A 25877-nucleotide genomic window follows, 5' to 3' on the forward strand; every position below is an offset into this window, starting at 1 on the left:
CCTTCCTTTTCTGTTTCGTTTTCTACCTGCCAAAAAGTTCTGCAGCCTGTCTCATCTTGTCGATTACGGGGACGCCAAAGGGACAGTTTTTCATACAAGCCCCACATGCGATACACTCCCCGGCATGATGTTCCAGAAGCTCATAATGATTTTGCAGAGTCTCCGGAACAGAAGGCTGGATGGCTGCCAGATCCAGATACTTATTAACCATGGCGATATCGATTTTCTGAGTGCAGGGCGCACAGTGGCCGCAGTACATACAGTGTCCCCCAAAAGAACTCCTTGGAGCACCGGCCAGTACTGGGCTGTAATCTCTCTCTTTCTCATCAGCGCTGCAGTAGGCCGTTGCCGCCTCAACTTCACGGACACTGGCCGCGCCTACCATAACGGAGGCCACTGCAGGCCTGGTCAGACAGTAGTGAATACACTGGACCGGGGTGAGAGCTTTGCCAAACGGGGACTGTCTGTCATCCAGAAGCACTCCTGCCCCATAACCCTTCATAACTGTCAGGGCCACCCCCTCATTCTGACAGGTCTGATACAACCTGGCCCTCTTTGGATCGATTCCCTGGTAAGTTCTGTCCGCATATGTACTCTCCTCAAAGAGAATGTCCACATCCTCGCTGGCCGGCAGCATATCATATGCCGGATTGATACTGAACAGGATCACATCGATGAGGCCTGTTTTTACTGCCCTGCCTGCAATGTCCGGATTGTGCGTAGACATCCCAAGGCTGCGAATGATCCCTTTCTTCTTTAATTCCAGCGCATATTCCAGGATTTCCCCGCTGAAGATCCCCTCAAAATCCTTTTCGTCATCCACATAGTGTATCATTCCCACATCCACATAGGTCAACTGCATCCGCTTTAAAAAATCCCCGTAAGCTTCCCGAACCTCCCTGATATTCCGGGTCCGGCGGTATTGGCCGTCCTCCCACATGGAGCAGAGATGCCCCTCCACCACAAAGCTGCTCCGCTCATATCTGGACAGAGCCTTTCCCACATGGCTGCGCACCTGTGGATTGGAATTATAGATATCAATAAAATTAATTTCTTCCCTCATTGCCGCATCAAGGATCTCCTGACATTGCTCATAGCTTTTGTTTTCAAATCCCTCTCCGCCAATGCCGACTGCACTGACCTTTATTCCTGTTCTTCCAAGTGTCCTGTATTCCATGGTACACCTCATACGCTGCCCGCCCAACCGCTGTGTGCAGCTCTTCCTTTCTGGTTTTTTAGAATGTAACAAATCATACCTTAACAGGTACGTGTCTAAAGCCTTTCATCTCTATCATACCACCTGGAGTCAGGTCCAAGTCAATATTTTTTTATTGACGAATGGTATCTCTTATATTATACTATAAACGTTCACTCGGAGGGTAAATCATTCCTTTAGAAATGATGAGCTGGATAAGGTGACAGGCTGAAATGCCTGTTTTCTTTCCAGCTCTTTTTTATATCATAGGAAAGTCCTTCGGAATTCCCTATGATATAAAAAGCCCTCCGGGCGGGATCACACTGCGGCGGAGCGGAAGACGGCTGCCGGGGCAGCCCCGCCGCAGGCGGAGAATCCTGCGCGCAGGATTCTTTTTTATGAGCAAATATCTGTGGAGGAGGAAAAAGCAGTGGATCTGCTACATGGAAACGTAAAAACAACCTATTTTAGATATCTGAGCGCAGCCTTTGGCAGCGCATTGATCAGTTCAGTCTACGGCATCGTGGATATGGCTATGGTCGGACAGTACCAGGGGCCCAGCGGTACCGCTGCACTTGCAGTGGTGGCGCCGGTTTGGAATATTATCTACAGCCTTGGTCTCCTGACAGGAGTGGGCGGCTCCGTGCTGTTTGGAACCGCCAGGGGGCAGGGGAAAAAAGAGGACGAGTACTTCTCTGCTGCCCTTATAAGCACTCTTATTTTGGCTGCTGTAAGTTGGGCAGGCATTGCCTTTTTTGATACACAGCTTTTGGAGCTATTCGGAGCGGAAGAGACACTTTTGCCTTTGGCAAAACAGTATCTGTTCCCAGTCAAGTTTGCTGTGCCCTTGTTTTTGTTTAATCAGATGCTGGCAGCCTTTTTGAGAAATGACAATCACCCCGGACTGGCCACTGCCGCAGTTCTGGCCGGCGGCATCTTCAATGTGTTTGGAGACTATTACTTTGTCTTTTCCATGGATATGGGTATTATGGGGGCAGGATTGGCCACCGCTCTTGGAGCACTCATCACCTTTTTGGTTATGCTTTTGCACTTTAGCTCCGCTCAAAATTCGCTGAAATTTGCATGGCCAGAGCATTTGGTTCTAAAACTGAAAAAAATATTTACCACCGGTTTCTCTACATTTTTCATTGATATTGCAATGGGGATACTTACCATGCTGTTTAACCGGCAAATCATGAGATATGCAGGAACGGATGCACTGTCTGTATACGGCGTGATTGTAAATATCAGTACCATTGTCCAGTGCTGTGCATACAGTGTAGGCCAGGCTGCACAGCCAATCATCTCCATCAACTTTGGGGCTGGGAAAGGAACTCGGATCAAGCAGACGTTAAAATATGCCCTCTGTGCCACCTGCTTTTTCAGCATCATTTGGACCCTGCTTATGTTTGCTTTCCCAAATGGTTTTATACGTATTTTTATGGCGCCGACAGAGGAGGTAATTCATATAGCTCCGTTTATTATAAGGAGCTATGGACTGTCCTTTCTCCTGCTGCCCCTGAATATCTTTTCAACCTACTATTTTCAGTCGCTGCTAAAGCCTCTGGCCTCCTTTTTTGTCTCTCTGACAAGAGGATTGATCGTCAGCGGCATTCTGATTCAGGTACTGCCCGTCATGTTGGGTGCGGATGCTCTCTGGTTTGCGATGCCTGTTACCGAGGTCATCGTGGCTGCGGCCGTCATTTACCTGATACGCAGGTATACCAGAGAACTCTCGTGAAATTTCCGACAGTCCCCGTGAAAAGAGGCTGGGAGCATTTGCCCTCAGCCTCTGAAACTTACTCTTTCAACCCTTCTGCTGCCGCAGCAACCAGGGCTGTATCCGGATCTTCTACACCCGTTATATTGATATTCCTGTTGACCTTTGCATCATATGTATTTGCTTTCATAATCTCGCCCAGATCAATGCCTACAGTGTCCTTCATAGACTCAAACAGCTTAGCCATCACTGCCGGAACGTTTCCGGAAACAGAGTCCACACCATTTCCATCCCCGCCGATAATGGTAATCTTATCAATCTGGGTCAGAGGCTCTGCGATCTTTCCTGCAATGTCAGGAAGAACCTTGATCAGCATCTCAGCCATGGCTGCATTGTTGTATTTCTGGTAAGCCTCAGCCTTTTTCTCCATGGCCTCTGCCTCTGCCAAACCCTTTGCCCGTATGGCCTCCGCTTCTGCCTCGCCCACCATCTTGATACCTTTTGCCTCCTGCTCCCTGGTAAAGCGGTCAGCCTCAGCTTTGGCTTTCTGCGCCTGGGCTTCCTGCTCCATCTCAAAGCGTTTCGCCTCTGCGCTCTTTTCAATCTCAATCTTTTTAGCGTCCGCATCCTTCTGTCTCTCGAAGAGTTCTGCCTCTGCCTTCTGCTGGCGCTCGAAACGTTCTGCTTCCGCTTTCTTACGAATCTGGGCATCCAGAGACTTTTCCATAACCTCAGCTTCCTTCTGCTTCAGAAGAATCGATTTCTCTTCCTTAGCAATATTTGCGTTGGCTGCTGTCACCTCAATGGTCTTTCTCTGCTCTTCCTTCTGAATCGCATATGCCGCATCCGCTTCCGCTTTCTTTGTGTCCGCTGTTTTCTTTAAATCTGCCTTCTGGATATCCAGCTCGTTGTTTTTAATCGCGATTTCCCGCTCTGCATTGATTCTGGCGTCGTTTGCCTGTTTGTCCGCTTCTGCCTTGGCTACAGCCACTTCCTTTTCTGCTTCCGCCTTGGCAATCGCCGCCTTTTTCTTGATCTGCGAAATGTTGTCAATACCTAAGTCGTCGATCACTCCGTTGCTGTCCGTAAAGTTCTGAACATTAAAGCTGACGATGTCCAGACCCATGGCTGCGAGATCAGGCTCTGCATTTTCCTTGACCAGATTTGCGAATTTCTGACGGTCACCTACCATTTCCTCCAGCCGCATGCGCCCAACAATCTCACGCATATTTCCCTCCAGAACTTCCCTTGCCACCTGGGCTATATACTGGGTATTCTGGTTCAGAAAATTCTCTGCCGCAAGATTTAAGCGCTCCTTTGTGCTGCTGATCTTCACATTCACCGCTGCATCCACCTGTATATTGATGTAATCTGCAGTGGGCACCAGGCTGGATGTCTTGACGTCAATGGGAATCAGTTTCAGACTCAGTTTATCCAGCCGTTCTAAAACAGGGATCTTCACACTGGCTTTCCCTATGACAATCTTCTTTCTCAGACCTGAGATGATGAATGCCGTATCTGGCGGCGCCTTTACATATCCTGTGGCAATCACGAGAATCAAAACAATTAGCACGACTGCAATTCCAATAAAAATCCCTAGATTACCTGTTATAAATTCCATACTCTTTCCTCCTTGTTTATAATTAGAATCACAACATTTGAGCGCTCTATTGCTGCCTTTGCCAAGCTGCTATGGATTTTTAGGTATGAAAAAAGACCCTTATCACAGCAGCTATACTACAATAAAAGTCTCGCACATCTCATTCGATACGGATGCCGGCCATCGTTCTGACGATCTCGAATCACCTTTCGGTTAGGCTACTCCCTTTTATTAACTATAAATATATCATTTAATGTAAAAAAAGTCAATAATATTTTGTTATTTTTTTAACAATATCTGTGAAGACAAGTAATAATAGTTTACGTTTCTTTTTGCCGTAAGCATGTACCATCCGGGCGAATTGCAAACATGCTTTGAGGAAGTTCTAGGTTCCAGAATACAGTCACTCGGGCGTTGGCAGCTCTGACCCGTCTGAACGGTTTCCCATACAAAACGCTCTCACTCCCCTGGAACAATATCCACAATTACGTACTCTGAATGATGCCCCGTGCGGACCGGATAGCCCCAGCCGGCAATACCAGACGAGACAATTACCTGCATGGAATCCATTTTGAGGGCCCCATAGTTCACTTCCCCAAATCCCAGCACATCACAGATTAAACCCACAGGCCAGATCTGCCCTCCATGAGTATGCCCGGAAATCTGAAGGTCGTACCCGGCCCTCCTGTTTTCCTCCAGCTCCACCGGCTGGTGATCCGCGAGAATCAAGAAATCATCCTTGTCTGTGTTTCCAAGCAATGTTCCCGCATCTACACGGCCATCCAACAGGTAAGAGGATCTGTCTTTTCTGCCTGCGATTGCCATATCCTCTGTAACTTGAACAGTCTCATCCTCCAGAATCTGAATTCCGTTACTGCGGATCGTTTCCTCCAGCTCAGCCGCCGTAAAATAAGGATCAGATGAATAATGGGACTGATCATGATTGCCATATACATAGAAGATTCCCAGAGGGCTGGAGATGGATGAGAGGGTTTCAAAGGCTTCCTGCATTTCTCCCATGGTAGTCTTTTCATCAACAATATCCCCGCACAGGACCACCATGTCCGGTGCTGTTTCCCCAATCCTGAGGCAGTATTCCTTAAGCTTTTCCTTCCCCATGGTTGTCCCAAAGTGCAGGTCTGATATCATTGCAATCCGGTACCCCTCACTTCGTATGGCTTTTTGAGTCTCAACCGTATAGTCTGTCTCCACAATATTTCCCATGTTCCAATAGCCGTATCCCAATACCACAGCAGCAGCCAATACAGGCACCAGACCGCTGCGGTAGATGAGATTCCACATATTCTTTTTTGACCTTTCCTGTACTTTTCTTACAATGCCGTTCAGAATTTCCATACACAGGGCAAATCCAAACCAGTGCAGGATCACCACTGCCCAGAAGCCCCAGATGTTAACTGCCGGTATGACCAGCACAACGCTCAAGATGATCAGGACAGCCTTCGCAGCCCTTCTCTCAATGTTCATATGGGAACTTTCTGCTGCCCTGCGCAGATAATAAAACAGGTAGATTCCTACAGGAATCATGAATAGGGCTGGCACTGCAAAATAGATAAAATACATGCTTAGGCTCCTTTTCGTGTTTAACTTTATCTTATAATAACACTTAAAGTCCACTCCAAGGCAAGGTTGTTTTCTAATTTAATAATTTTTTAAGATCTACAGCCTTAAAAGTATTTCTCGGGTAATACATTAATAGGTGAACAACTGGGTCCAGTAGTTGGTTCCGGAACTGTTTTGATAGTGACCTACACCAATATACTTGTAGTTTGCATTTAGAATGTTGGCCCTGTGTCCCGGGCTGTTCATCCAGCCCTCCATCACCTGTTCCGGACTTCTCTGGCCCCAGGCAATATTCTCGCCTGCGCCGCGGTAGACAGCCCCCTGTTCCTGCAGCGCGGTGCTAAAGCTGCTTCCGTTGGGCCTGGTGTGCGCAAATGATTTTTCAATCTCCTTTGCTCTGACCTGGGCTGCTTTGACTACTTTGTCATCTATTTGAAGAGGGGAAAGTCCCTCTTTAGCCCGCTCTACATTCACCAGTTTGACCACCTGTTCTGCAAAGCTTGATTCAGAATCCGGAGTTTCTGGTTTCTCTGTCTCCGGAGGATTGGTATCTGGAGTCTCGGGTTTCTCTGGCACATCCGTATCTGGAGTCTCTGGTACATCCGTGTCCGGAGTCTCGGGGGTCTCTGGCTCTGGCACATCCGTGTCTGGAGTCTCTGGTGCATCCGTGTCCGGGATTTCAGGCTTCTCTGTGTCCGGAACTTCGGTATCCGGGCTCTCAGGCTTCTCTGTATCAGGGACATCGGTGGATGGAAGATCAGGGCAGAGACTGTTCAGAATATCGTCTGCGGATACACCCCATTTCTCCAACTGATCCTTCATTTTCTGCCACTCGGGGCTATTCTGATTCACTATGTAAACCTTGCCTTTTGGATAACTTCCTGCGGCCTCTGAAGTCATAGAGACGGTACCTACTCCTGTAAGGGCTGTGATAGCTGCCATGGCAATAAATGCTGTTTTTTTCATTGTTTCCTCCTTTTGAATTATTACAAATTTATTTCATAATTGTTACATTTATATCCTACCACAGCCAATACCAAAATAACACACACAAATACTGGTCACCCTTCCTGACATTTCCAGGCTTTATTTTATTTACATAATTATATTACGTAAACTTTTTTGCTATTTACCTCATGTAAATTTTTTTCTGTTCAGTATACAGATCTTCACCCCTGTCACAAATATACTGTATACACTTAGACGTCCCACTGCAACAGCCACTTCCCCAAACCGATAGGTCTCCTGCAGAGCAAAATCTGAGGAAAGCTCTGCAACTGGCGGAAAAATCCAGAGAACTGCCTCAAGGGTGGGGACTTCTTTTGCAATGCCGGTTTTGACAACAGCCAGTAGGGCAAAGAGCACTGTCAAAACCACGGCAATCCTCCTGTCCGTCAGCACTTCTGGATGGAAAAGAGTTCCCACCGCACCTCCCGCAAAGGTGCTTGCCCAGAGGAGAAAAAAGGAACCAATCAGATCAGCAGCAGTCAATGGCCTCAAAAATACATTTCCGTTGTTCGCTAAATTCTGTACAATTGGAAAGCCAATTCCAAGGAGACTGACTCCGAATCCCAGCAGTAATAAAAACGCACTGTCACTTATGTAATATCTGGACGCACTTTGAACTCTCAGCACTAGGATCTGCCGTGAAATCAGAGGCTCTGACTCATTGTATCCGATTCCCGCCCATACCATAATCATAAACGCATAGACACAGGAAATGCAGAAGCTGTCAATCACCCTCAATGGGATTATAGAATAGTTAACGTACAGCAGAACAAAAAAGACGGCCAGTGGCATTACATATTTGTTTGACTTTAAGTAGGAATGACCGTGGTATTTTGTGAGTTCAATCATGGTTTTCAACGGTTATGTCTCCTCCCTGCATTTTTATACATCCCTGGTCAATCTGGTAAACCTCTTGTGCCAGCTGTTCAACTAAATATTTCTCATGGCAGGCCATGACCAGGGTCATCCCGCCTTGATTCAGTTCTTTCATGAGCTTTACAAACATCTCCTGGGACTGTACATCCTGTCCGGAAAGCGGTTCATCCAATATCAGTATATCCGGGATTTTCAGAAGTGCCTGGATCACTCCCACTTTCTGCAGAGTCCCTTTTGATAAATATTTCATTGGCGTCTCTGCCATATCCTCCATATAGAAGCTGCACAGCAACTCCTGGCACCGCTTCGTAAACTCCCCCTCTGTAATGCCGTCTATCCTTCCCATCGCTCTCAGATACTGGTGGGCAGTGAGATTCAATTTAGGAAAGTGTTCCGGTATGTAGTGAAACAGTGGTTTACCGCAGTAGCTAACCGTTCCCCCGGAGGGTCTCACCAATCCGGAAAGTATCTTCAGCAGTGTGCTTTTTCCGGAGCCATTTCTCCCTATAAAGGCAATGGATTGCCCCTGGTCAATATTCAGGTCCGTCTCCTTTAATATATATCTGGAGCCGTATCTTTTTGTGATTTGCTTTAGTTCAACTAAATGGTTCACTTTTATCCTCCTTTATCGTGTAAGCCATACTCTCCCGACGATATCCCTTTTTGAGACGATCCGGCACCCCTGGTCAGACTGCAGAAAATTGTCTGTAATCAGCAGATATTCCTCCCTTCCAAGCTCTGTGGGTGACATGCGCAAAGAGTCTGGAAGATTAGTAAAAGATTCTGTCTGCATACCGTCCACATAGATTTTTCCCTGCTCAATGGAAACCTCCTCCCCCGGCAGTGCATATATTCTGGAGGTGTAGTAGATGCCATCCTTTCTGTATATGGCTACATCGTACTTCTCTGGGTTTCCCAGTTTATAAGCCCACTTGTTTAAGATATATTTCTCCCCATCGTGCATATTCGGCTCCATACAACTACCTGAAATGGAAACCACCTGATATGTCTGGAATGCCGCAGTAAAACTTCCGGCTACCAATGCCATTACCAACAGGAGCAGCAAAATTCTGCGGTTCCGTATTTTTTTTGCGATCCTGGCATACCTTGACCGCTCTGCATCTGCTTTTACACTGTTCTCCTGCTCCTGGTAATACTCCCTGCATTGGTTACATACAGCGAGATGAGCCTTAACGTACGCCTTTGTCTGGGTACTGACTCTCTTTTCCCTGTAAATCTCACAGATATCCCGGATCAGCGGACATTCACTCCCTGTCTTTATCATATACTCTCGCCACCTCCTTGCGAACCTGTTCTTTTGCTCTGAAAAATAAGACTTTTGCAGAGTTTTCCTTCACCCTCATGAGTTCTCCAATCTCCTGATAAGACAATTCAAAAAACAGCCTGTATATCAAAACATCCCTGTATTTTTGCTTCATCCTCATTATTTTTTCAATGATAAAAGCGGAAATTTCCCTTTGCTCCACCACCTCCAACGGCTGGGGCTTCAGACTGGCAATCTCTAAAATCTGGGGCGCATTTATGTCTAGGGAAACGGTTCTTGGATTCTTTTTGTAATGTTTATAGCACACATGTTTTGCAATGGAGCAAATCCAGGTCAGCATACCGGATTCCCCCCGGTATCTGGGCAGGGAGAGGTAGACCTGAAAAAAGGTCTCCTGAGTCAGCTCCTCAGCAAGATCCCTATTGCAATCTGTGATTTTTAACAGATAGCGGAATATGTGCTGGTTGTATGTCTCGTATATTTCCTGAAATTCCCGCATTCCTCTCCCCTTTCCGCAAAGTCTCTGTTTATTAGTGCCCATAAACAGCAAAAGGTTACAATAAATTTAAAAATGAGCCAATCCGAAAAAGATTGGCTCACTCCACAGTACTCTATTCATTTTCTAAAAGAATGGTAAAGGGGCCGTCATTACACAGCTCCACCTTCATCTCAGCGCCAAATATTCCTGTCTGAACAACCGGAATATGTTCCCTGCAAGCCTCAATGATATATTCATACAGGTCTTTGGCTAATTCCGGAGAACCAGCCTCCGTAAAACTGGGACGGTTTCCCTTCTTGCAGTTGGCATACAGCGTAAACTGGGAAACCAGCAATAGTCCGCCGTCCACATCATTCAAAGACAAGTTTGTTTTACCCGCTTTGTCCTCAAAGATACGCAAGCCCACCATTTTCTTTACAAGCGCATCCGCATTTTCACGGGTATCGTTCTGTCCGACTCCGATTAAAACCAGAAATCCCTTTCCAATACTCCCGATCACCTGGTTTTCCGCTGTCACAGACGCTCTGGTCACTCTCTGTATCACAAACTTCATTTCCCAGCCTCTTTCAGTTCCACGAACTTTTTGATGAGCTGCACCGTATTGTCAATACCGCATACGCTGCTGTCAATACAGAGGTTATAGCTGGTGGCCTCCCCCCACTTTTTGCTGGAATAATAATTGTAGTAGCTGGCGCGCTTTTTATCTGTTTTAATAATCTTTTCTTTTGCTTTTGCCTCTGAGAGATCGTATTTATTCATGATACGCTTTACCTTACTTTCCAAATCAGCGTAAATAAATACGGAAACACAGTTGGGATAATCTGACAGTGCGTAATCCGCGCACCTTCCCACCATCACACAGGGACCTTCCTCCGCTATCTTTTTGATTGCGTTAAACTGCGCCAAGAAAATTTTGTGGTTAATGGGCATATCCGTAAATGCAGCCGAGGAATATCCCCCGGAGTAGGTATCCATCACAAGAGAATAGAGAAAGCTGTTGGTAGGCTTTTCATCGTGATTCTCGAATAGTTCCTTACACATACCGCTCTCTTCCGCGGCCCGCTCCAAAAGCTCCTTGTCGTAACATTTTATCCCCAGCTCACTGGCCAGTTTCTCACCGATCTCACGTCCGGCACTTCCATATTGTCTTCCAATCGTTATAATTGTTTTACAAGCCATATACTCCACGTCCTTTCTATCAGAATGCAGATCTTTTTACTGTCCTGATCCCACCTGCACTCCTTATACATCTGATATGCTTTATTATACAATAACTTTCTCGAAATGTACACTATTTTCGTACAATTTAGCGTGGTAATTTTCGCAAAAGATCCTGGAAATATTCTGGCAGCGGAGCTTCAAATTCCATGTAGGTGTTGGTTCTGGGATGCACAAAGCCCAGAACCTGGGCGTGCAGAGTCTGGCCCTGGAGCTTGTAGGGGCACCTGGCCGATCCATATACCTCATCTCCCAGCAGTGGATGGTGTACACTCGCCATATGGACCCTGATCTGGTGTGTCCTTCCGGTCTCGAGCTGGCATTCTATATACGTAAATTGGCGGAATCTCTCCAGTACCCTATAGTGGGTGACGGCATCTTTTCCGTTCTTATCATTCACAGCCATTTTCTTTCTCGCAGTGGGGTGACGGCCAATGGGAGCATCGACGATTCCCTCTTCCTGATTTATTATCCCATGCACAATTGCTCTGTACTTTCTGGTGATAGAGTGCACCTTGAGCTGATCTGCTATGGCGTTGTGAGTAAAGTCATTTTTGCATACCAGCAGAGACCCTGTGGTATCCATATCTATCCTGTGTACAATTCCGGGCCTTAGTATTCCGTTGATCCCGGAGAGATTTCCCGCGCAGTGATACATCAGAGCATTAACCAGAGTATGGCTGTAATGGCCTGCGCTGGGATGTACCACCATTCCCTTGGGTTTATTGACCACTAACAAGTCCTCGTCCTCATAGAGGATGTCCAGCGGTATGTCTTCCGCCAGGATTTCCGGAACCTGGGCCTCTGGAATCTCCACCTGTATTTCCTCTCCCGCCTCCACCCTGCAGCTGGCTTTCACAGGAACTCCATTTACACAAATCCGCCCTTCCTTCAGCAGTTTCTGAAGGTAAGAGCGGGAATAATCTTCCATGATCTCAGACAAGTATCGATCAATGCGTACGCCTGCATGTGTCTCTTCTACATAAAACTTAATGATTTCCATCTGTATCTCCCGGAGTTTTTTTCTTTTTGGACACAAGGAAGGAAAAGTCCTCCTCCTTGTAAAAAAACAGCACCAGCAATATCAGGAATACGGCTGAAAGGGTCACATAGATGTCCGCTATGTTAAAGATAGGGAAATCAATGAGCGAAAAGTAAAAGAAATCCACCACAAAACCGTTTGCAATCCGGTCTATCATATTTCCCAGAGCTCCGGCAGACATGGCGATGCAGATCGCCCTGAGAGGAGAATACCGCTTGTCGCCGGGCAAACGGTAAAAACAATACCCAACAATGATCATCACCACCACCACACTGAGCAGAAACAGCCATCTCTGGTTCTGCATCAGTCCAAAAGCGGCTCCTCTGTTTTCCAGATACTGCAGCTCAAACACGCCTCTGATCCAGACAATGGGAGCCTGGTCCTTTAAATTTGTGACTGCCCACCATTTTGTCACCTGATCAAATGCCACCAGCGCTGCGGTCATGACCAGCCCGAATATCACCTGTTTTGCCGATACCTTGCTTTTCTCCATATGCTATCTGTTCTCCTTAGTCATATCTGCATTTAGAAATTCAATGGCCTCCCGGATTTCCTGGTCTGTCACAGACTTGTCAATATAGGCATGGCCAATTCCCTTTAACAAGACAAATTTGATCTGTCCTGCCTCCATCTTTTTGTCTGACTTGGTAGCTGCCAGAACAGCCTCTGTGTCAAGCCCTGTGATCGAAATCGGCAGGTCAAATCCCACATTCATATCTCTTATCTCATAGAACTCTTCTTTGGATAGCAATCCTCTCTTATAGGAAATATGGGCAGCAGCCACATAGCCCAGGGCAACACACTGGCCGTGCAGAAGCTGAAAACCCATCCGCTTTTCGATGGCGTGTCCTATGGTATGTCCAAAGTTCAGCAGGGCCCTCTCCCCCTTTTCCATGGGATCTTTCTCAACAACAGCTCTCTTGATCTCACAGCTGCGGGAAATCATCCTCTTGAGTGTGGAAACCTCCCTTTCACGTATATCTGACATATGTTCAATGGTCCATTCATAGTAAGCTGCATCCTTGATCAGACCATGCTTCAAAATCTCTCCCATGCCGCAGAAAAACTGTTCGTCGGATAGAGTCTGCAAGGTGCACACATTCATATAGACCAGCTTAGGCTGGTGAAAGGCTCCCACCATGTTTTTATAGCTGTCAAAATCCACCCCGGTCTTTCCGCCAATGCTGCTGTCCACCTGGGAGAGCAGTGTGGTGGGAACCTGGACAAAGTCAATGCCTCTGAGATAGGTGGCGGCAGCATAACCCGTCAGATCCCCCACCACGCCTCCGCCCAGAGCGATCAGCATATCTTTTCTCTCGAAGTGCTCCAGAATCAAATGCTCATACAGGTCTCTTACTGTATCCAGGGTCTTGCTGGCTTCCCCAGCCGGAAATACAAATACCGTCACCTTGCTGCAGAGAGGGGAGATCAGGTTCTCCATTTCCTCACCATAGAGTTCATGCACACTGCTGTCCGTCACAATACATACTTTGCGGCCGCGCGGCTCTAAAGACGCAAGGCAGTCCGGCAGTTTTTCAAAGGACTCCTCCAGATATATACGGTAAGCCGGTTTCCCGTCTTTTGTCACTGGAATACACATCCGTTCCTGTTCTTTTCCCATTGTTATCTCCTTTATACATATTTCTCAATTTCCACCATACAGCGCCCCTTTTTTGTTCGATAGACAGCCTGTTTGTAGCGGAATTTCCCCAGACCCCTTGCAGATACGATGTCCCCTTCCTTCAGCGTATATCCATTGGAAACCACCAGTTTCCCGTTTACAAAGATCTTTCCCCCTTCGATCAACCCCACCAGGCTGCTCCTGGAAGAATGAAAGGCCAGGGCCAGAATGCTGTCCAGGCGCACAGAGGCCACGCTGCCGGCAATCACTTCTGTCTTTATGGGTACATCAAATTCCTGCAGTTTCCTCTCCCTGCAGACAACCGGAGTGTGGCGGACTCTGGTGAGTTCCTTTGATATAAAATCCTGCATTCTGTCAATGACAAACACATAAGCCCGTTTGTCGTCCACCAGAATATCCCCCAGCATATCTCTCTCAATACCCAGATTCAAAAGAGCCCCCAGATAGTCCCTGTGGGTCAAAGCATCCGCAAATTTAATGTTTAAGGGACTGATTTCCAGACATGCAATTGGAAAATCCCACTCATAATAAAGAGCATCAGGAATAAAGGCTGCCGTCTGACGCTCTGCTGCTTCATAACCGCCAAAAGTTTTCCACTGAATATAGGAAAACTTTTGTATCATGCTATGAAAGATATTTAATTCATTCAAATTCATAAAATCTGTAAAGGTTACAATGCCCCTTTTCATGGCACTGTCAGCTAAATCCATCAGCCGCTTCTGAAATAATTCTTCCGACTTTTCCATACGCTTGTCCTAAAAATTGGTGTGAATAGAGGGCACCTCAAAAGCCCCGCTTAAAATCTCCTGAAAATCTCCGGAAACATCCACCGAAGCGGGGGTGATAATAAAGATGTAGCTGCTGATCTTCTGAAGGTTTCCGTTGATAGCGTAACAAGATCCAGAAGAGAAATCAATGATTCTCTGCGCAATATCCAGATCTAGTCCCTCCATATTTAATACAACTGTGCAGTTCGCCAAAAGTGTCTCTGTGATCTCTCTGGCATCCTCCATGGAATGTGGCTTAATCACACAGACCTCCATGCCGCTGCCGCCTGTTTTGCGGGGACGCATGGGAGATATCTTGCTGCTTGTCTGCTGTTGGGACGTGCTCTGCTTCTGCCTTGGCTTTGGCTGCTGTTTCTGCTGTGGCTTACTCCTGCGGTCCGGCATCTCTTCATAGCCGTAATCATCGTAGTCGTCTTCATCCTCCAGCTTCTTAAACAGGCGCTTTTTGGGACGCTCCTCTTCGTAGTCATCTATCTCATCATCCAGGAAATCGTCATCGTCAAATCCGTCGTCGTCATTCAGCTTCATGGCATTCAAAAATTTATCCAAAACTCCCATTGTTATCTCCTATCTATACTACTAAATATTGTATTGTCTTTCACCGAAAATTCCGGTCCCGACTCTTACCATGGTCGCACCCTCCTTGATCGCGGCCTCATAGTCTCCTGTCATACCCATGCTAAGATTACACATATTAACATTATCAATGTTTTTGCTTTTGATGTCAACATATAATTTTCTTAATTTTTCAAAAAAAACGCGGTTTTCTTCACCATTTTCAACAAAGGGGGCTATCGTCATCAGCCCACACACACGGATATGGGGAAGCCTGGAAACCTTCTCAATAAATGGTAGCGCTTCCTCCTCAAAGATTCCATACTTAGACGCTTCCCTGGCAACGTTTACCTCCACAAGAACGGGCATTACCAGGCTGTGCTTCTGAGCCTCCGTATTCACCGTCTCTGCCAGACGTTCGGAATCCACTGAGTGAATCATGGCCGCTTTATCAATGATGTACTTCACTTTATTTCTCTGAAGATGCCCAATCATATGCCATTTAATGTCTCTTGGCAGAAGACCGTATTTATCCTTGAGCTCCTGGGGCTTATTCTCCCCAAAGTCCCGGCTGCCTGCGGAGTATGCCTCCTCTATCATGGAGACGGGCTTTGTCTTGCTCACAGAAATCAAAGTGACCTCCTCCCGCTTTCTTCCGCTTTTCCTGCACGCCTCGCAAATCCTCTCCTCCACTGCCATCAAATTTTCTCTGATCATGGTCTCCTCCTCTAATATACGATATCTTCTACCTGCACTGTGGATGCGTCCAGCACGATGTGGTCATACTGGGACAGTCCAAACGTGGCGCCCTCCTCCACAATACAGTACTCCTCGTTTTCATCAATCACTTTTATCTCCCGAAAAACGGCATACCCCTTGTTTATGTTGTAGACTCCTTCCAGGGATTCAGATTCTGAAACTGTATACTTCTGCACAGAATCCTTTTTGATCACACAGTCTCCCTCGGAAAACAGGCTTACATCCACAAAGAAAGCATCCTCTGTCTCATCATACACAGTCGCTGTAATGTATTTCGTGACAGCGTTCCCTTTCTTGTCATTGCTCTCCCTCAAAAGTCCGATCTCCTTGGGATTCTCCTCGTCATAGGAGGCAAACTCTTTGGGGATTTTATAAAAGCTCTTCTTCACAATCGCTGAATTTGGGATCTTCAATCCGGATTTTCTGTTAAGAATCAATTCTATATCCAAAAAACGGTCGGAAGCGTATCGTACCAGAGAATTCTTCATATCCAGTTTGCCGAAGTACGAGTCCCCATTCTGTATAACGCTGAAGTTTGCAGTAAATGTGGTGTCGTCCTTTAAAAAGCGGAATTTGACGGTACTCTTGTCTGCCAGCTCTGTCACCATTTTTTTATTCAGTGGAATGACCAGAGACCAGTTTTCATCTGTGAGCAGTTTATAGAGCGGCTGGCCGCTGGTCACTGTCTTGTTCAGGCGAAGCCCTGTTTTCTGATAGTCCTTCTGGTCAAAGTCACTTGAGGTCACTTCCTCGGCCTGAAGGTTTTCATACCCGTCCGTGGAGTAGACCACGATCCCCTCCTGGGGTGCTGTGCATAGATTCACCAGGGCTGAAGACGTACCCTGCATTTCTTCCAAATTGGAGAGCAGCTGGTCACTTGCCATCTCTAAGATGCTACTCTCCATGTCCGCCTTAAACTCATAGACTGCCTGGTAGGATTCCTTGTCAAAATTTGAGGCAAAGGTGGACATGCTTCCCCGGATCTTGGAGAGGGAGGAACTATCCATATCACTGGCATCCCCTGAAGAAGCGCTGGCCACTGCCTCCGCCAGCTTCCCGCTCTCATCCACAGAGCAGACATTGTTTCCCTTGCCAACCTTTGTGCCCTCTCTGGCATAGTAGCTCACACTCCCGGACTGGGATGCTGTCACAACCTTCTCCGACTTCACCGCCAGGGCCGTGTAACGGTAGTTTCCCGAAAGAGGCCCTGCCGTCACTTCATACGCAGTGATATGTGTAGACGTCAGATACATGATCAGGCAAACAATCATATACACAAACAGAATCCCAAACATAACGGTACCAATATTGAAAAGTGGGAAGCGTCTATATTTTACAATTTTACTGTTTTTCTTTTTTACACTCAAAGCAACTCCTCCTATCGGGATATTTTACCACGTCCGCAGAAATCCTACAACTAGGTTTGCATAAAATCCATACAATTGGAAAAAATAGAGAAAGATCATATAAGGAGGAATAGAATATGGGAACAAAAGGATTAGATTACACTTGTTTAACACTCGTGATCATCGGAGCTGTCAATTGGGGCTTAATCGGTTTCTTTAAATTTGACTTGGTTGCCTTCCTGTTTGGCAATATGAGCTGGATTTCCAGAATCATCTATGCGCTGGTAGGCCTTGCAGGACTGTATATGATCAGCACCTACGGAAGAATCGTCAAGATGGGTGACAACTAAACTCCCAACAAAAGCCAGAGAGCGATCTCTGGCTTTGTTTGCCTCAGTATACAGGAAGTCTGCCCGCGGCTGGCTTCCTGTATCTGTGTGCTTTTGTGTATGTATTACAATGAGATAATAACCTTTGACTTTGATGCTTCAGGCAATTCGTTTTCATCCAGGGAAATACTCAATACAAAAGTAACCCCATAAAGTTCTCCCGCTTTCTCCAACCGGGCTAATGTAGAATCAATATCCTGGTCCTCCAGTTTTGCGATCTTTAGAAAGCTGTCCAAGTACATCTGTTCCAAATCATTGTCCTGAGATAAAATTCCGTACACAAATCCAATAAACTCATCACTGTTTGTAATCGGATACTCACTTGTATTAATCAAACGTACCTTATTATTTAATTCATACATGTGCTTAACGCTCTTGTCTAAGTAAACAATGTTTCCGTGAGCGGATTTGATCTCTGAATTAACCTTATCCAGTAAATGTTTTGTTTTTCCCTTTCCTTTTCTGCCTGCGATAATCTGTATCATTGTAATCTCCTCCTTCAGTCTTTGCGACACAAGTATTATATGTACAATTATAGTGTATTATTAGAAAAAAAACAACTGTTATTTGTTGATTTTAGACAATAATTCATTCATCTCTTCATACAGACTCTCTTTCGTCTCAGATTTCAGAATGACAGTCACAAAAGGATCTCCATATTTGTCTTTACTGTATAGACAGAGACAGGCTCCTGCCTCGCTGGTTGTACCTGTTTTTCCTCCAAAAACTAGGACATCGGAGGGCGGCGTAGCCTCATTGATAAAATAGTGGTTTGTAGACTCCCACATAATACTGGTTTCCTCTCCCTGGGCGTCACTGTATGTGGCATAGTAGGAGTGTTTGCTGATTATATCCTGAAACACTTCATATTTGAGCGCCTCATGAAACATCAGATAGACATCATACGCTGTGGTATAGTGATTCTCATCCTGAAGGCCGTGCGGGTTCATAAAATGCGTGTTTGTAGCCCCGATTCTCTCAGCTTCCTGGTTCATCATATTCACAAACTCTTCCACTGTTCCGCCAATGTGTACTGCGATGGTCATGGCTGCATCGTTTCCGGAATTGATCATTAAGCCGTAAAGCAGCTGTTTCAAAGTGAGCTGATCCCCGATCTGGATTTCACAGACAGAGGAACCTGTCTCAATATCCTTGCACTCCGGTCCCACAATAATCATCTCATCTAAATTTCCATATTTCAGGGCAACTAAGGTCGTCATAATCTTTGTAAGGCTGGCAGGGTATCTCTTCTCATGCAACCCCTTGGCGTAGATTACCTCTTTGTTCTCCTCATCAAAAATCGCCGCGGAGGCCGCTCCCACATCCAATCCCTCCATGGCAATATCCTCATTGGACACACATAAATCCGAAGCGAAGGAATTTGCCACATTATTCTCCAGGGCAATCTTTCCAATGCCAAAGACAGGATCTGTTTTATCATAGTTTTTCGTCAAAGTCACATTTGGTGTCCTGAAAAATAAGATCCAGACTACTGCACCCAATATGATGACAAGGCACAGAATCAGAACAAGCATCCAGTGCGCTGCTCTCTGCTCTCGTTTTCTGCGGTTGCTTCCCCGCTCATTACTTGTACATCTCACGCCACTCTAAGTCTCCTCGTTCCAGGGATTTGATCAGCAGTTCCGCCGTAGCCAGGTTGGTAGCCAGAGGGATATTGTGCATATCACAGATGCGGAAAATATTTTTCACATCCGGCTCATGTCTCTTCGGCGATAAGGGATCTCTTAAGAAGATCACCAGGTCAATATCATTATTCTCAATCTGGGCAGCCATCTGCTGTACTCCCCCCAAATGCCCGGCCAGATATTTGTGTATATTCAAATTTGTCACCTCCTCCACCAAACGCCCTGTGGTGCCGGTGGAATAAAGGGTATGTTTTGTCAAAATCCCCCTGTAGGCAATGCAGAAATTCTGCATCAATTTCTTCTTTGCATCATGTGCAACTAAACCAATATTCATACAAGATCCCCCTGTCAATATTTTCGTACCTGAAGTCCGATATTCAAAACCACACCGATCCCGATAAAGAAGCTGACCAGTGATGTAATGCCATAGCTCACAAACGGAAGCGTAAGACCAGTATTTGGCAGCAACCCTGTGGCCACGCAGATATTCATAAAGCATTGGAAAAAGATCTGAGCCGCCAATCCGCAGCATATCAGTGACCCCGACAGATCCCGGGCCTTTTTTCCCATGCGCACACATTCCACAGCAATCACCAGTTCCAGAATAATGATTATACAGCATCCCAGAAATCCCAATTCCTCCCCTGCCACAGCGAAAATGAAATCCGTCTGCGGCTCTGCAATAAAGTTGCCGTTTTTAACGGAGGAAACAATGTTATTGTTCAGACCCTTGCCGTAGAGCTGCCCTGAGCCTATGGCGATGATTGAGTTTTGCTGCTGATAAGCCTCTGTGGCATATTCTGTAGGCTTTAGCCAGGCTAAGATTCTGTCCAACTGATAATCTTCCAGCAATGTCTGTCCCGGCTGCAGGATAATACTGAAAAAGATCACCACTGCCGGTATCGCTACAACAATAATACCACCTATTATTTTATAACTCAAGCCTGCAATAAAAATCATTGCACAAAATACAAGAGCAATCGCAATTGTCGTGGACAAATCCGGCTGGGATTCAATAAATACCAGGGGAATTCCAAGGCAGACCAGAGATAACAGAATAATTCTGATTTTACTGATCTTCTCTTCGTATTTTGAAAAGAGCTTTGCAAAGAACATAATCAGGATAATTTTCATCACATCCGAGGGCTGAAACTGGAAAAACCCCAGGTCAATCCACCTGGTTGCCCCGTTGACATTCTTTCCCACCACTGGCACAAGGGCCAGCATGGCAATTCCCGCTACATAGAAGATCCAATAGAAATTCAAAAGCCAGGAATAGTCAATCAGAGAGACAATGACCATAGCCGCGATTCCAAGGCCCAGACCTACCAACTGCTTGAGCTGGAAAGAACTGTTGGCGCTTCCGATTACCATGATCCCCAGTATAGACAGAGCCACTATCCAGATAATCAGTCTGAAATTATAATCCTTTAATTTGTATTGTTTTAACATTCTTTACACCTTGCCCTACTTCTGTTGTAATATCTAAACGCACTTTGACATCTACTTTATCTAATTCCAGGTATTTCGCAAGGACACGCCTGATGTCCCGTTTTATCTGCATCGTCATCTCCGGGGTGCAGCCGAGCCGGTCTGACAAGACAACGGTCTTGAGCCGTTCTCTGGCAATACTTCCAGAATTTTTGTTCAGAAATACACGGAATCTTTTCAAACTGCCATCCCTCTCAATTTTTCTTGAATAATCCGGTTACCCGGTGAAACAGTGAATTGGACCTCTGAAAATCCATCAGCGGTACGGCCTCGCCGGTAAGCCTTCGGCAGATATTAAAATAAGCCTGTCCAGCCATTGAGCTGTCTCCTGCCAGAGGCTCGCCCTGGTTGGTGGAGATTACCACACTCTCATCATCGGGCACTGCCCCAATGAGATTGACAGCCAGGATGTCTACCACATCCTCCACGGACATCATGTCTCCCCTGCGCACCATGTCCATGCGCAGACGGTTGATCAAAAGCTCTATCTTTTTAATATCATTGGCCTCCAAAAGCCCGATGATGCGGTCCGCATCCCGGATAGCGGAAACCTCCGGGGTAGTCACCACAATGGCTCTATCTGCTCCGGCAATGGCATTGCGGAATCCCTGCTCAATCCCCGCCGGACAGTCCAGGATAATATAGTCGAAAAATTCACGCAGCTCCTCCGTCAGCTTGATCATCTGCTCCGGTGTCACTGCTGTCTTGTCCCTGGTCTGGGCTGAGGGCAGCAGATACAGATTGGGATACCTCTTATCCTTGATCAGCGCCTGCTTTCTGCGACAGTTTCCCTCAACTACATCCACCAGATTGTAAACAATCCGATTCTCCAGCCCCATCACCACATCCAAGTTTCGCAGTCCGATATCTGTGTCAATCAGCACCACTTTTTTATTCAGCTGTGCCAGTCCTGTTCCCAAGTTGGCGGTGGCAGTGGTTTTTCCCACGCCTCCCTTTCCCGATGTGACTACAATTACTTCACTCATTCTACCTGTCCTCCTGTATCATTCCCTATTGGCCATCTGCCTTCTTATCCTGTGTTTCTTCGCCCTCCATGGAAATGTCATGATAGGTATCCTGTGAAATCGGTTTGACATAAATATGATCATCCTTCACATATGCGATCTTGGGATCAATGCTGTACTCCCCGGTATCCACACGCTTGGTAATTGCACTTCTGGCAATTTTATCGGCAATCCGTACCTGCAGTGGTTTCATCACCAGCGCAGCTACGAAACAGTTTCTGTCTCCAGTGGCTCCTGCATATACATTCCCCCTGCAGGAACCCAGCACTACAATATTTCCCTTTGAGACCACATTGGCCCCTGGGTTTACATCTCCCAGAATCACAACGCTTGTCTCCGTCTCCAGTACCTGACCTGCCCTCAGGGTCCCACGGTAAAACTGGCCGTCTCTGGCCTGCTCCTCCTCCATGGCCAGCTCCACAGCCTGGCGGTAGTACTCTTCATGGTCCTTGGCCTCATCCACAATACACAGTATATGGATACCTGAACTGTTCACAATGGTCTGAACCACTTCTTTTTCCTGTTGTTTTGTCAGTATCCTACCCCGGAAGCTCACAGCCATCTTGGCGTTCTTGAAGAAATTTGCAGATTCCTTAAACTTGTCCGCAATGTCCAGCAGCAGTTCCTGGAAGGGTAGTTTATCATCCAGTATCACAATAAGCCCATACTTATTGCTTTTGATAATAACTGAGTTTTGGTTCATATTGCCTCCAGTGGGCCCTAACAGGGCCCGTAAATTTTAGTCTGTTACCGTGTTTCCGCCCTCCACTACCACTGCGTTTCCGCTGATAATCTCAGCTTCGTTCTGCAGGTCAAAGCGGTATTTCACTATATCTCTTGCCACAGAGGCCGCATTTTTGGAGGAATATCCGTTTGTGATGCGGACCGCGATAGACATTTCCGGATTTTCATAGGGTGCATACCCTACGAACAGTGCATGATTGGCCCGGTCTGTCTGCTCCTGGGCCGTACCCGTTTTACCCGCCATCTGGAACCTGTACGTGGTGCTCATATCCTTGAGGACAGAGTTGTTGTTGGCCACAGCGGCCATACCCTGATGGATGGTGTCCCAGAGGTCTGAGGGAAGCTCAAGCTGGTTGTGAACCACCGGCTCCGGCTGGTCCAGAGTGTTTCCCTGGGAGTCTGTGATCCGGTCCAGCAACGTCAGGTCAAAGCACGTCCCCCCGTTCGCTATGGTGTTCACATACCTGGCCAGCTGTGTGGTGGTAAAGGTGTGGTCAGACTGTCCCATTGCAAAACGGGCCGGGTCCTTGGTGGCGATATGGGGAGCCGTCTCGCTGATCTCAATGCCTGAGGTGGCATCAAATCCGTACATATCCGCATATTTTGTGAGCCGTTCCACACCCTGGGAATCGCTGAAGTCTTCCTCGCCCTCCCCGGTTTTTCCCAGCAGATACCCTACTGTGTTAAAGTAGAAGTTGCAGGATTCTTTAATAGCATTCACCATTGAAAGAGGACCGTGCTGTCCCCCGGCAGTATCTGAGTGAATCCAGCAGTTTATGGGCGGGTCTGCCAGCTCAAACTTACCCACGCAGTTTACTGTGTCGTAGATACTGATAACCCCTTCCTCCACTCCCGCGGTGGCTGTCACCATCTTAAAGGTGGAACCAGGAGCAGTTACCTCCTGGGTGGCTTTATTGTAGAACGGACTCGATTTGTCCTGATTCAGCTTTGTGTAATAATCGGAGTCCATATCATTGGCCAGCCGGTTGTTGTCATATCCGGGATAGGTCACACAGGCCAGAACATCCCCGCTGTCAGGGTCTGTGATGACCACAGAACCGGTACACGGCTCCAGGGCCAGCTGCGCGGGTGTGATCTCCAGGGTGTAAATCTTTGAGCGGATAAAGTCATAGGCGCTGACCCCTCCTGAGGAGAGCTGATTGTAGTCCTCCTCGTTCATCTCCAAAACTCCCTGGTCAAAGAGCAGCAGGCACACCTCTGCCCCGCTGATAGTCTCATTTTGAATCATATATTTGTATACCTGACGGCTAAAGCTGTCATCCTGGGTCAGATACTCAGCGATATAATCCGCAAGGGCGCCCATGATCTCCCTGGTGTCCAGATACTTGGTATCCAGTTCAATCTTACTCACATCCAGCCATCCCTTAGAGATTGCGTAGGTGAGATATTCCTGCATACTGATGGATTCATCTGTCGTCCACGCCTTATAGGTGGCGTCTGATTTGTCGATGGCGTCTTCATTCAAAATCCCGGTTGCAGTGATCAGCATATTATTGACAATGTACGATTGATATGCCTTCCACTCATCCCCCTCAAGATCCTTGTAGGCTACAGGGTTGTCGGTAGTCAGCATGTCTTTGATCTCGGCAAATACCGCTTCCTCTTTTGCAAGGAAGGACTGGTAAACCCGCTTTTCATTGTCGCTGGCCTCATCGGAAGCCAGATGCTTGGCATCCAGCACATTGTTTTCAAACAGAGCGTAATATACGTCGTATACAGGAATCTTTATCTCATCCGATGAATTGATCCATTCTTTGTTAAACTCTTTTTCATCAATCATATTGGAATAGACGATTCCAGCAATATACTGCTCCAGAATCTTGTAGGAGGCCATCTGAAGATCCCTGTCAATGGTCAGATAGATATCCTTCCCCGCCTGAGGGGCTACCTCAGAATCCTTGCGCAGCACCTTTCCCAGGTTGTCCACGTAGAGGGTTTCCGAGCCGTCCACACCCTGGAGCTCATTCTCAAAGGTCTGTTCCAGGCCGGATTTTCCTACAATATCATTGTTGTCATACTCTGAACCGCTTTTATTGAGTTCAGCCAGCTCTTCCTGGGAGATTTGACCCGTATAGCCCAAAATGGGGGCAAAATAAATGCTGTCATCGTAAACGCGGATGGAATCCTCCACCACATCCACGCCTGGGTACACGTCCTTGTTCTCCATTATGATGGCGACAGTCTCCTCATTTACATCCTTGGCCAGGGTGGTGGTCATATATTTCTGGTAACTGTTTGCAGCCACCTTGCTTCGCATGATCACCAGCTTTAAGATGGTTTCTTTGTCCATCTCGGACTGGCTGGGAAGCCCTTTACTTGCCAGTTCCTCCTCCGTGTAGTCGGGATTTAAGATTCCATACCACTCTTTGCTGCACAGGTCTTCAATCATTTTCTCGGCAGTGGCGTTTCTCTCCTCATCCTTTAAGTCCTCCACATAGGCCTGACCGTAGATATCCGCCTTGAAGCGCAGAAGATTGACGCCCTCTCTCGTAAAGGAATAGTTACCGCTGCTATCAAGAGTAATCCCGAAATCCGTAAGTATACTGTTTCCGTTGTCTTCAATCACCCGCAGCAGACCGTACATACTGCTGTTCAGCTCCAGATTTCTATCACGCATAGTGCCGTAGGATGCGCTGTCCTCAAAGGTCACGGAATAAGCCAGCTTATTGTAAGCCAGGGCTTTCCCATTCCGGTCATAGATCTCGCCTCTGGTGCTTTTGATCGTGCGCTCCTTTTTTATACTCATGGTAAAGTTTGTCAGATAGTCCTCTCCATTAATAATCTGGAGATTGAAAAGCTTTTGAATCAGTATAAACGCAAGTATCGCAAAGACTGCAATAAGGATGAACATTCTGGACTGGGCGGCTTTTTGAAGTTTCTCTTTGATGTATTTAAACAAAGCTATCAACACTCCTTTGTTCTGCTTTCTCGAGTTTACGGTTTAGTTTGTATAACAGCCTGTAACACAGCATGGTGAGTATCATTGTGTATATGACTTCAGGTATAATGATGCGTTTCAGGTAAAAGAAAAAGTCGATTCTCCCCCGCAGCAGAAACTGAAACACATACGTAAGGATACTGCATGCCAGATTGCTGGCGGCAATCAATAGAATCGGCATTTTTATATCATCATCATAAAAGATGTGATAGCAGAATCCGTTCACATACCCAACATACGTGTATAGAAGCGTATAAAATCCCAAAACATTTCCAAAGAACAGATCTATCAGAAGACCTCCGAAAAATCCTACAAACATTCCCTCCTTCTTCCCCCGCATAAGTGCAAAGGATACCGTGAGTATGAGAAGGCAGTTGGGGGCTATGGAGGCTATGGAAATGGCAGGCATAACGGTGCTTTGCAGTAGAAAGCACAGAAGCACCAGTATGATCATGACAATTCTTCGTTTCATGGTTTCCTCCTTATCTTTTCTCCTCTTCTCTTCCCTC

The 25877-nt window shown here is 46.6% G+C and carries 28 protein-coding genes; 2 read left to right on the forward strand and 26 right to left on the reverse strand.

Translation table 11 applies throughout. The features are described 5' to 3' along the window. Nucleotides 1-22 precede the first annotated feature (22 nt). Nucleotides 23-1177, reverse strand: coding sequence for an aldo/keto reductase (locus AC0THY_RS14305; protein WP_489991276.1), 1155 nt, complete (start codon nt 1175-1177; stop codon nt 23-25). 448 nt (nt 1178-1625) lie between these two features. Here AC0THY_RS14305 and AC0THY_RS14310 point away from each other — a divergent pair, with 448 nt between their 5' ends. Beyond that, nucleotides 1626-2936 (forward strand): MATE family efflux transporter, encoded by a 1311-nt coding sequence (locus AC0THY_RS14310; protein ID WP_489991277.1) that lies wholly within the window; start codon nt 1626-1628, stop codon nt 2934-2936. Between the two features lie 58 nt (nt 2937-2994). Here the strand turns inward: AC0THY_RS14310 and AC0THY_RS14315 are convergent, their stop codons facing one another. The 16 genes from AC0THY_RS14315 to AC0THY_RS14390 all read right to left on the reverse strand — a co-directional run bounded on the left by AC0THY_RS14315 (nt 2995) and on the right by AC0THY_RS14390 (nt 17135). After that, on the reverse strand, nt 2995-4536 hold the full coding sequence (locus tag AC0THY_RS14315) for a flotillin family protein (RefSeq protein WP_489991278.1): 1542 nt from the start codon (nt 4534-4536) through the stop codon (nt 2995-2997). Between the two features lie 438 nt (nt 4537-4974). Beyond that, nucleotides 4975-6096 carry a metallophosphoesterase gene (locus AC0THY_RS14320; protein WP_489991279.1) on the reverse strand — a complete coding sequence of 374 codons (1122 nt, stop codon included), beginning with the start codon at nt 6094-6096 and terminating at the stop codon, nt 4975-4977. 129 nt (nt 6097-6225) lie between these two features. Then, a complete protein-coding gene (locus tag AC0THY_RS14325) occupies nt 6226-7062 on the reverse strand; it encodes a CAP domain-containing protein (RefSeq protein ID WP_489991280.1) in 837 nt (278 codons plus the stop codon). A 168-nt stretch (nt 7063-7230) separates the two neighbouring features. Continuing rightward, entirely contained in the window at nt 7231-7962 is a 732-nt protein-coding gene (locus AC0THY_RS14330) for a hypothetical protein (protein ID WP_489991281.1), read from the reverse strand. Further along, on the reverse strand, nt 7946-8593 hold the full coding sequence (locus AC0THY_RS14335; RefSeq protein WP_489991282.1) for an ABC transporter ATP-binding protein: 648 nt from the start codon (nt 8591-8593) through the stop codon (nt 7946-7948). The genes AC0THY_RS14330 and AC0THY_RS14335 overlap by 17 nt, the downstream gene beginning before the upstream one ends. Nucleotides 8594-8605: 12 nt before the next feature. Then, nucleotides 8606-9265: a signal peptidase I gene (gene lepB, locus AC0THY_RS14340; protein WP_489991283.1), complete on the reverse strand. Its 660-nt coding sequence runs from the start codon at nt 9263-9265 to the stop codon at nt 8606-8608. After that, nucleotides 9246-9764, reverse strand: a complete 519-nt coding sequence (locus tag AC0THY_RS14345; protein ID WP_489991284.1) for an RNA polymerase sigma factor — start codon at nt 9762-9764, stop codon at nt 9246-9248. Before AC0THY_RS14345 ends, lepB begins: the two co-directional genes overlap by 20 nt. Nucleotides 9765-9876: 112 nt before the next feature. Further along, on the reverse strand, nt 9877-10317 hold the full coding sequence (gene dtd, locus AC0THY_RS14350; protein ID WP_489991285.1) for a D-aminoacyl-tRNA deacylase: 441 nt from the start codon (nt 10315-10317) through the stop codon (nt 9877-9879). Then, a complete protein-coding gene (locus AC0THY_RS14355) occupies nt 10314-10943 on the reverse strand; it encodes a cytidylate kinase-like family protein (protein ID WP_489991286.1) in 630 nt (209 codons plus the stop codon). Before AC0THY_RS14355 ends, dtd begins: the two co-directional genes overlap by 4 nt. Before the next feature lie 127 nt (nt 10944-11070). Continuing rightward, complete coding sequence (locus AC0THY_RS14360; RefSeq protein WP_489991287.1) at nt 11071-11985, reverse strand: RluA family pseudouridine synthase; 915 nt, start codon at nt 11983-11985, stop codon at nt 11071-11073. Next, nucleotides 11972-12517 carry a signal peptidase II gene (gene lspA / locus AC0THY_RS14365; protein ID WP_489991288.1) on the reverse strand — a complete coding sequence of 182 codons (546 nt, stop codon included), beginning with the start codon at nt 12515-12517 and terminating at the stop codon, nt 11972-11974. Before lspA ends, AC0THY_RS14360 begins: the two co-directional genes overlap by 14 nt. A gap of 3 nt (nt 12518-12520) precedes the next feature. Beyond that, nucleotides 12521-13645: a 3-dehydroquinate synthase gene (gene aroB, locus AC0THY_RS14370; RefSeq protein ID WP_489991289.1), complete on the reverse strand. Its 1125-nt coding sequence runs from the start codon at nt 13643-13645 to the stop codon at nt 12521-12523. An 11-nt stretch (nt 13646-13656) separates the two neighbouring features. Beyond that, a complete protein-coding gene (locus tag AC0THY_RS14375; RefSeq protein ID WP_489991290.1) occupies nt 13657-14412 on the reverse strand; it encodes a YlmH family RNA-binding protein in 756 nt (251 codons plus the stop codon). Nucleotides 14413-14421: 9 nt separating this feature from the next. Then, nucleotides 14422-15012, reverse strand: coding sequence for a cell division protein SepF (locus tag AC0THY_RS14380; protein WP_489991291.1), 591 nt, complete (start codon nt 15010-15012; stop codon nt 14422-14424). Nucleotides 15013-15033: 21 nt separating this feature from the next. Then, nucleotides 15034-15726 (reverse strand): YggS family pyridoxal phosphate-dependent enzyme, encoded by a 693-nt coding sequence (locus AC0THY_RS14385; RefSeq protein WP_489991292.1) that lies wholly within the window; start codon nt 15724-15726, stop codon nt 15034-15036. 11 nt (nt 15727-15737) lie between these two features. Then, nucleotides 15738-17135: a biotin/lipoyl attachment domain-containing protein gene (locus tag AC0THY_RS14390; protein ID WP_489991293.1), complete on the reverse strand. Its 1398-nt coding sequence runs from the start codon at nt 17133-17135 to the stop codon at nt 15738-15740. Nucleotides 17136-17251: 116 nt separating this feature from the next. Here AC0THY_RS14390 and AC0THY_RS14395 point away from each other — a divergent pair, with 116 nt between their 5' ends. After that, the gene (locus AC0THY_RS14395) at nt 17252-17464 is read left to right on the forward strand and encodes a DUF378 domain-containing protein (protein WP_489991294.1); all 213 of its coding nucleotides are present in this window, start codon (nt 17252-17254) and stop codon (nt 17462-17464) included. A gap of 104 nt (nt 17465-17568) precedes the next feature. Here the strand turns inward: AC0THY_RS14395 and AC0THY_RS14400 are convergent, their stop codons facing one another. From AC0THY_RS14400 to mreD, 9 genes are all read right to left on the reverse strand, one after another. Next, nucleotides 17569-17988: a twitching motility protein PilT gene (locus tag AC0THY_RS14400; RefSeq protein WP_489991295.1), complete on the reverse strand. Its 420-nt coding sequence runs from the start codon at nt 17986-17988 to the stop codon at nt 17569-17571. Nucleotides 17989-18066: 78 nt separating this feature from the next. Continuing rightward, a complete protein-coding gene (locus AC0THY_RS14405) occupies nt 18067-19104 on the reverse strand; it encodes a D-alanyl-D-alanine carboxypeptidase family protein (protein WP_489991296.1) in 1038 nt (345 codons plus the stop codon). Further along, entirely contained in the window at nt 19088-19483 is a 396-nt protein-coding gene (gene mgsA / locus AC0THY_RS14410; RefSeq protein ID WP_489991297.1) for a methylglyoxal synthase, read from the reverse strand. The genes AC0THY_RS14405 and mgsA overlap by 17 nt, the downstream gene beginning before the upstream one ends. A gap of 14 nt (nt 19484-19497) precedes the next feature. Next, nucleotides 19498-20601, reverse strand: coding sequence for an FtsW/RodA/SpoVE family cell cycle protein (locus AC0THY_RS14415; RefSeq protein ID WP_489991298.1), 1104 nt, complete (start codon nt 20599-20601; stop codon nt 19498-19500). Continuing rightward, nucleotides 20570-20821 (reverse strand): cell division topological specificity factor MinE, encoded by a 252-nt coding sequence (minE, locus tag AC0THY_RS14420; RefSeq protein WP_489991299.1) that lies wholly within the window; start codon nt 20819-20821, stop codon nt 20570-20572. The genes AC0THY_RS14415 and minE overlap by 32 nt, the downstream gene beginning before the upstream one ends. Nucleotides 20822-20834: 13 nt before the next feature. Next, nucleotides 20835-21626: a septum site-determining protein MinD gene (gene minD, locus AC0THY_RS14425; protein ID WP_489991300.1), complete on the reverse strand. Its 792-nt coding sequence runs from the start codon at nt 21624-21626 to the stop codon at nt 20835-20837. A gap of 25 nt (nt 21627-21651) precedes the next feature. Beyond that, a complete protein-coding gene (locus AC0THY_RS14430; protein ID WP_489991301.1) occupies nt 21652-22368 on the reverse strand; it encodes a septum site-determining protein MinC in 717 nt (238 codons plus the stop codon). 36 nt (nt 22369-22404) lie between these two features. Then, nucleotides 22405-25329 (reverse strand): penicillin-binding transpeptidase domain-containing protein, encoded by a 2925-nt coding sequence (locus AC0THY_RS14435; protein WP_489991302.1) that lies wholly within the window; start codon nt 25327-25329, stop codon nt 22405-22407. Beyond that, nucleotides 25322-25840 carry a rod shape-determining protein MreD gene (gene mreD, locus AC0THY_RS14440; RefSeq protein ID WP_489991303.1) on the reverse strand — a complete coding sequence of 173 codons (519 nt, stop codon included), beginning with the start codon at nt 25838-25840 and terminating at the stop codon, nt 25322-25324. Before mreD ends, AC0THY_RS14435 begins: the two co-directional genes overlap by 8 nt. Nucleotides 25841-25877 lie beyond the last annotated feature (37 nt).

The organism is Ruminococcus sp. 8Y-12, assembly GCF_058119865.1.

What these genes read in the sequence shown, in the direction of transcription:
- AC0THY_RS14305 (WP_489991276.1), bottom strand. Translation starts at nt 1,177, where the DNA reads ATGGAATACAGGACACTTGGAAGAACAGGAATAAAGGTCAGTGCAGTC.
- AC0THY_RS14315 (WP_489991278.1), bottom strand. Translation starts at nt 4,536, where the DNA reads ATGGAATTTATAACAGGTAATCTAGGGATTTTTATTGGAATTGCAGTC.
- AC0THY_RS14320 (WP_489991279.1), bottom strand. Translation starts at nt 6,096, where the DNA reads ATGTATTTTATCTATTTTGCAGTGCCAGCCCTATTCATGATTCCTGTA.
- AC0THY_RS14325 (WP_489991280.1), bottom strand. Translation starts at nt 7,062, where the DNA reads ATGAAAAAAACAGCATTTATTGCCATGGCAGCTATCACAGCCCTTACA.
- lepB (WP_489991283.1), bottom strand. Translation starts at nt 9,265, where the DNA reads ATGATAAAGACAGGGAGTGAATGTCCGCTGATCCGGGATATCTGTGAG.
- AC0THY_RS14345 (WP_489991284.1), bottom strand. Translation starts at nt 9,764, where the DNA reads ATGCGGGAATTTCAGGAAATATACGAGACATACAACCAGCACATATTC.
- dtd (WP_489991285.1), bottom strand. Translation starts at nt 10,317, where the DNA reads ATGAAGTTTGTGATACAGAGAGTGACCAGAGCGTCTGTGACAGCGGAA.
- AC0THY_RS14355 (WP_489991286.1), bottom strand. Translation starts at nt 10,943, where the DNA reads ATGGCTTGTAAAACAATTATAACGATTGGAAGACAATATGGAAGTGCC.
- AC0THY_RS14360 (WP_489991287.1), bottom strand. Translation starts at nt 11,985, where the DNA reads ATGGAAATCATTAAGTTTTATGTAGAAGAGACACATGCAGGCGTACGC.
- lspA (WP_489991288.1), bottom strand. Translation starts at nt 12,517, where the DNA reads ATGGAGAAAAGCAAGGTATCGGCAAAACAGGTGATATTCGGGCTGGTC.
- aroB (WP_489991289.1), bottom strand. Translation starts at nt 13,645, where the DNA reads ATGGGAAAAGAACAGGAACGGATGTGTATTCCAGTGACAAAAGACGGG.
- AC0THY_RS14375 (WP_489991290.1), bottom strand. Translation starts at nt 14,412, where the DNA reads ATGGAAAAGTCGGAAGAATTATTTCAGAAGCGGCTGATGGATTTAGCT.
- AC0THY_RS14380 (WP_489991291.1), bottom strand. Translation starts at nt 15,012, where the DNA reads ATGGGAGTTTTGGATAAATTTTTGAATGCCATGAAGCTGAATGACGAC.
- AC0THY_RS14385 (WP_489991292.1), bottom strand. Translation starts at nt 15,726, where the DNA reads ATGATCAGAGAAAATTTGATGGCAGTGGAGGAGAGGATTTGCGAGGCG.
- AC0THY_RS14395 (WP_489991294.1), top strand. Translation starts at nt 17,252, where the DNA reads ATGGGAACAAAAGGATTAGATTACACTTGTTTAACACTCGTGATCATC.
- AC0THY_RS14400 (WP_489991295.1), bottom strand. Translation starts at nt 17,988, where the DNA reads ATGATACAGATTATCGCAGGCAGAAAAGGAAAGGGAAAAACAAAACAT.
- mgsA (WP_489991297.1), bottom strand. Translation starts at nt 19,483, where the DNA reads ATGAATATTGGTTTAGTTGCACATGATGCAAAGAAGAAATTGATGCAG.
- AC0THY_RS14415 (WP_489991298.1), bottom strand. Translation starts at nt 20,601, where the DNA reads ATGTTAAAACAATACAAATTAAAGGATTATAATTTCAGACTGATTATC.
- minD (WP_489991300.1), bottom strand. Translation starts at nt 21,626, where the DNA reads ATGAGTGAAGTAATTGTAGTCACATCGGGAAAGGGAGGCGTGGGAAAA.
- AC0THY_RS14430 (WP_489991301.1), bottom strand. Translation starts at nt 22,368, where the DNA reads ATGAACCAAAACTCAGTTATTATCAAAAGCAATAAGTATGGGCTTATT.
- mreD (WP_489991303.1), bottom strand. Translation starts at nt 25,840, where the DNA reads ATGAAACGAAGAATTGTCATGATCATACTGGTGCTTCTGTGCTTTCTA.